Raw genomic sequence first — 1,071 nt, 5'->3', positions numbered from 1 at the left:
GTTTTCTAAAGCCACACGCTGGGCATGTAAGTCTTGACGTTTACTATGCTCTTCGGCCAGTTCTAATTCGTGGTTTGCGGCTAACACTTGCTTAATCCATGTTTGCTCATCGCCCAAATTTAATTGACTGGGTATTTGACTTAAATCTATATGGGTTAACGGTTGGCCACGATAATAACGCTGTAAATTTAACTGTTGTTGTGCTAATTCGGCGTGTTGCTGTTGACGTTGCAAGGCCAACTTTGCCCGCTCTTGCTCAACCAAGAGTCGTTCTAAACGAGGTGCATCACCTGCACTAATGCGTGTATTAATCACGGCTAACTGTTTATCTAATAAGGCTAATTGCTCATCTATACGTTGTAAATTCGCTTGCGCTTTGCTAACCGCAAACCAATCAGCCAATAATATTTTTGCTGCTTCGTGCCACGCATCACCACGACTGAGCTGAGCGATGCTTAGTGCCGTTTGTGCCAGTTGTTTATCCATCGCTACTTTGCTGGGTAAACGTAAACGTTTTTCTAAACCCATAGTTTGTTCTACACTATTTAAATTAGCTTGATTATTACGGCGTTGTTGTAAGGCAAATCTGGCTTGCCACGGGTCTTCACCCTGAATTAAACGCTGGGCATTAGCTCGTTCATAGTCCATGGTCGCTTGATTGGCTTGTACCATCGGATGTTGCTCTAGACTTTGACGCACGTCGTTTTCGGGCGGTAATAAAGCACTAAATGGCATCTCCACTTGCGCCCACAACACATTAGGCAAAAAGACGCTAAGCAAAAGTATTTTTTTCATCTTAGACCTCACTCAAACGACCACTAGCCAACACAGGTGTTAACCAATATTGAATATCAGGCGAGATAAATTGTTGACGAATATGGGCTAATACCGCAGACACATTGTCTTGGGCTAAGACCATCATCACCAATTGCCGTTGGGTTTGACCTAAGACTTTTTCTAAGGCTGAACCATAGTGTTGTTGTGCGCCAAAACCTGCGGCATCGACAATGGTGCAACCCGAGACTAAGTGTGGCACTAAGCGTAAATGATCTAAAAATTCGGCACGAATCC

1 protein-coding gene and 1 pseudogene are annotated in these 1,071 nt (G+C 43.9%); both read right to left on the bottom strand.

The genetic code is table 11. The annotated features are described in order from the left end of the window. Positions 1–795: pseudogene (locus tag Q0212_RS05460) on the bottom strand (hypothetical protein); the annotation flags it as partial. 1 nt (position 796) lies between these two features. Beyond that, the coding region (locus Q0212_RS05455; RefSeq protein ID WP_297923359.1) for a DUF3240 family protein at positions 797–1,071 on the bottom strand (275 nt) is incomplete at its 5' end.

The organism is uncultured Agitococcus sp., from assembly GCF_937920075.1.
Lineage (GTDB): Bacteria > Pseudomonadota > Gammaproteobacteria > Pseudomonadales > Moraxellaceae > Agitococcus.
This window is presented reverse-complemented; position numbering and strand designations above follow the sequence as displayed.